The 4,792-nt window shown below is 73.1% G+C and carries 2 protein-coding genes and 1 pseudogene; all 3 read right to left on the bottom strand.

The window, feature by feature from the left end:
• Positions 1 to 206, bottom strand: a pseudogene (locus ACFWR9_RS26850) (hypothetical protein); the annotation flags it as partial.
• Positions 207 to 236: 30 nt separating this feature from the next.
• Entirely contained in the window at positions 237 to 2,192 is a 1,956-nt protein-coding gene (locus tag ACFWR9_RS26855; RefSeq protein WP_383846445.1) for a DNA/RNA non-specific endonuclease, read from the bottom strand.
• Positions 2,193 to 2,259: 67 nt separating this feature from the next.
• Positions 2,260 to 4,792, bottom strand: a 2,533-nt coding sequence (locus tag ACFWR9_RS26860) for an ALF repeat-containing protein (protein WP_383846446.1), incomplete at its 5' end; no start/stop codon positions are given.

Here is a 4,792-nt window from a genome sequence, read left to right on the forward strand (position 1 = left end):
GCGCCCACCTGCCCCCCGAGGACCGGGCCGACGCAGCCCGGCCACGGGACGGCCCCGGCCCACCCCCGCCCCCCCCCCACCGAACTGTCATGCCGCGACGGGGACCCGGCCCGAGGGTGCAGCCGGGTCGCCGCGCGTGCCAGCGGGGCCAGTTGAGGGAAGAGCGCGGTGACGTCGAACGGCCGCGGCGGGGTGGTACGACTCATACTGGCTCCCGATGGCGTGATCAGCCGGGTTCAGTTCCCGAGGTTCAGCGTCCCGGTGTTGCCCTTGGTGTTGGTGATGTAGACCTCGGGAAACAGCGGCTGGGACGTTCCGTCCGCCCGCTGCACTGTAGCGGTCATCCTGACCCCCACGGGGATCGTGCTCGTGGCGTCCTTGTACTCGGGCGTCACCTGGTAGAAGAGCGCGTCGTTCGCCTGGAAGTTGGGGTCCTCCTTCACCAGCTTCTGCGCCGCCAGTTCGAAGGTCCGCATGCTGGGCGTGCCGGTGTTCATGCCGGACTGCCAGCAGGGGACGAGGTTGTGCTGTCCGCCGTCCATCACCTGGCCCTTGCCACCGAGGATGTTGGGGATCAGGTGACACCGGGCGAGCCCGGTGTTCGGCGAGTGGGTGTCGCGGAACAGCTGCGCGTCCTGCCATCCGGTGATGTCACCGGACGCGTCGGAGCCGGTGTCCAGGTTCTTCCCCAGGCAGGCCTGCGCCACGGCCGCGCGGGTACCGGCTCCGTTCGGGGTGGTGGTCTTGTTCACCTGGGGGACGGCGTCGGTGGTGTTCTTGATCCAACCGTCGCCGGCCCGGAGCGATCCGTTCGGCAGCGTCCGCAGGCAGGCTCCCTGCGGCTGGGCGGTCGAGCCGGTGATCTCCACCATGAACTTCTCGGCCTCCACGACCCGCTGGTTCGCGAAGCCGTCGGAGAGCTGGTTCTCGGCTGACTGGTTGTCCGCGGAGGGGACGTGGGCGCGCACGCAGGACTTGCCGAGGCCGGCGTCCCCCAGTTGCTGGACGGCCCAGCCTCCGCCGGTGTCCTTGAGGACGATCTCGGCACACAGGGCGCCGTCGGTTCCTCCTTCATGGGTGGCCGCGAAGGGGAACATGCCACAGCTGTCGGTCGCGACGACGTCCGGCATGGCCTGGAAGGGCTTCGACCCCCCGCAGGTGCGACCGGTGCGGTCGGCGATGCCGTTCTTCGCCCGGGTCAGCGGCTTGTCGCGCCCCCAGCCGCCCGCGAGGTTCTGCTGGGCCCACAGGTATCCGACCGCCGCGGCACCCGACGTGGCGTCGATGTTGACGACCGGCATGATGCTGGGCACCACGCAGCCGGGGCCGGGCATGCCGGCGGAAGCGGTGTCCCGGACGTCGTCGTCGCAGCGGATCTGCTCCGGGTTGCTCCAGGAGGCGCTCGGGTCCGTGATCTGGGCGCCGGGAGAGGTCACGTACAGGTCGTACGACGTCGTGAACTCGACCTTGGTACCGGCGGCGGGGGTGGAGGAGTAGGCCACACGGCCGTTGCGGGAATCGCCCTTGACCAGGGTGCCCCCGTACCAGGGGGCGGTCTTGGTGGCCTTGCAGCCGGCCGAGCACGCGGACCTGAACTTCGCGGTCAGCGACGTGACGGCCCCGGTCGCGCCGGTCATGGTCACGGTGACGTGCTCTTCCCACGACGTGCCCTCGGCGGGCAGGAGGGCACTGGTCGTCACGCTCAGCGTGCCGGTGCCGATCTGCTTGCCGTTGCCGTCCTTGAGCACGTACAGCACGGTCAGGCCGTTCACGCAGTAGCCGAAGCGGTTGAACTTCCACGTCCCGGGGGACGTGATCGTGCAACTGGCCGAGTCGGCGGCGGCCGACGCCGGAGTCTGCGCGGCGAGGCTCTGCCGCCCGGCCGCCTTCTTCGGCGTGGCGCTCGTGGTGACGCAGGCCCGCACGGCGCCCGCCCTGCGCTCGCGGGAGCCGGCGGCGGTGGGCTCGCAGCGCTCCCCGGGGGTCACCTCGACGGGCCGGGTCCTGGTGGGCGCGGACACGTCGGCCGGATCGGCCGGGGTGGTCCGGCCGGCCTGGCGAGAGGTCTGCGGCGGTGCCCCGGGCGTCTCCTGCGCCGGGGCCATGGCCGTAGTGGTGGCGCCCAGGGCCATGACGGCCAGCAGGGAGAGGATCACGCGCCGGGAGCGCGGTATTCGAGACGGTGGTCTCATCGTGGGACTGTCCTTTCGGGTATGACGTGCTGTCCGGTGCGGGCCGGTGCGTCCGGCCCGGCGCCGGTCAGAAGATCGACGACAGTCCGCTGGTGATGGAGGAGACCAGCTCCTTGCCCTCTTCGGCGACCTTGTTGACCACGGGGGCCACCTTCTTGATGCCGGTGGTCACGAGCTTGCCCCGGCCGAAGGTGGCCAGGTTCAGCGCGGTGCCGCCCAGCGACTCGACGAACTGGCCGCTGGTGAAGCCGTGTTCGATGCCGGTGAAGATGGCTCCGAGCGCGCCGGCGCCCAGGGACACGTAGCCGAAGAACGCCGCTCCGGCCGCCAGCGGCGGGAAGGCCAGGCTGGCGAGTCCCAGACCGGCGGCGATGAAACCGGAGGCGATGCTGACCTTGTTGGCGGCGTCGGCCCACCAGCCGGCGTCCGACCACCAGTCCTCCTCGGAACCGGAACCGGTGCCGGTGCCGTTGGGGTGGACCTCGTCGTTGGTGCCGTTGTCGGCCGGGTCCCTGCCCTCCTCGCGCTCCCGCTTCGCCTTCTCGGCGGCCTCCTTGGCCTTCTGGGCGATCTCGGCCCGGCGCTTCTGGACGGCGATGCTGCGGGCCTCGCTGGCCGCCGCGGCCGCCGTGGCCTTGTCCCGGCCGGCCTCCAGGGCGGACTGGCGGGCACTGGCGGCCGACGCCTGGGCGCTGTAGGAGGACTGGAGCGCCGAACGGGCCGCGTCCACGGCCTTGTTCGCGGAGTAGTTCGCCGACCTGGCGGCGCCCCGCGCGGTCGCCGCCGCCGACTTGGCCTGGTTCGCCGAGGACTGCGCGTCCGCCGCCGACCGGTCCGCGGCGTCGGCGTTCTGCCTGGCCTGGTCGGCGTAGTCGTCCGCCTTGCTCGCGGCGTCGAGGGCCTTGTCCGCCCACTCCTGCGCCTCGGCGGCGGCCTTACGGGCGTCCGCGGCGGCCTTGGAGGCCAGCGCGGCGTTCTCCTGCGCCTTGTAGGCGATCTTCGCCGCGGCGGCGATCGCGCCGCGGACCGCCGCGACGTGGGTGGCCGAGTCGTGGTCGAGCTGGGCCGCCTGGTGCTGGACGACCTGGACGAAGTTCCGGCGCATCCAGGTGGGACCTTCGAGGGCGACCTCGCCGTACGACTTGACGTACTCGCCCCCGCCTGCCACCGACGTCGCGGTCTCCACCGCGTCGTCCTCGCGTATCGCCGCGGGGTAGGTCCGGTCGAAGAAGTCCTGGAGCGCCTCGGGCGTGTTCTTGTCCAGCGCGTCGTTGGCGGCCTCGATGACCGCCTTGCCGGGCTTCTGGTTGATGATGCGGGCGATCTGGACCTTGTTGTCGTCCTGCGAGGCCCGGATCATCCCCGAGGTGAGGAAGTCGCCCACCGCCGCGGAGTCCGCGCTCGCCAGCGCCGCCTGGGCCGCCTCCGCGATGGCGGGGCTGGATATCTGGGCGATGTAGAGGACGGTCTCGCGGTCGTCCTGGCTCTGGGCGAGGGTCCGGTCGAGGTCGACCCACGACAGGATGTCGTCGTCGGTGCCGGCCAGCGCGTGCTGGGCCGCCTCCCGCGTCCACGCGCCCTTCGCCTCCAGCAGCCCGGTGGCCGCCTTGCGGCCCAGCGTGGCCGCGAGGGCCAGGTCGCCGGTCTCCCACAGCGCCTTCTCGGCCGCGGCGATCAGTTCCTTGAGGGCCTGTGCGGTCTGCGCCTCCTGGGTGCGCTTGTCCTCGTACTCGGCCTGCTCCTCCGCCTCGATCTCGGCGAGCAGCCGGGCCTCGTCCATGCCCTGGAGCCTGTCCTGTTCCAGGCGGGCCAGCTCCGCCTCCCGCGCCGCCGTCTCCACCGCCATGGCTTCCTCGACGGTCTTGGTGGCGTTGTCGGCCGCCTTCACGGCCGCGGCCGCGTGCGCCGTGGACTTGTTCGCGTAGTCGACGGCCTGACCCGCGAACTTCACCGCCTCCTCGGCCGCGGCGGCCGCCTTCTCGGCGTGGTCGGCCGCGGAGTTGGCGGCGTCCCGGGCCTTGCGGGCCGCGGCGGCGGCGGTGTTGGCGAGGGCCTGGGCCGTGGACGCGGCGTTGGTGGCGCGGTTGGCGGCGGTCGTCGCGATGGCGGCCTGGCGCTTGGCCTCGGCCGCCTCCGACTGGGCGGCGCCCGCGGCACCCGCGGCCTGCGCCGCGGCGTTGGCCGCGGCCGCGGCGTTCCGCGCGGCCGAGGCGGCCGACGATCCGGCGCCGGCGGCCTGCGCGGAGGCGGCCGCGGCGTAGTCCGCGGCCTTGGCGGCGGAACGGGCCTTTCCAGCCGCGTTCTTGGCCGCGACGGCGGCGTCCTTGGCCGCCTCGGTCTTCAAGGCGTCCTTGGAGGCGGCGATGGCGGCGTTGTAGGCGTGCGAGGCGGCGTTGCCGGCCGCCGCGGCGGCCTGGGAGGCCGCGGTCGCCGCCGAGGAGGCGCGACGGGACGCGGTCACCGCGGCGTTGGAGGCGCTGATCGCGTTGCGCGCGGCGTTCGCGGCGCCCTTGGCCGCGGCGGCCGCGCGTTGGGGGGGCGGGGGCGGGTTGTTTGAGTCGGGGGGTTGCGCCGCGGGGGTCTCGGGGGGAGTGTGGGGC

Origin of the sequence: Streptomyces sp. NPDC058534 (assembly GCF_042717365.1) — a bacterium.
Lineage (GTDB): Bacteria > Actinomycetota > Actinomycetes > Streptomycetales > Streptomycetaceae > Streptomyces.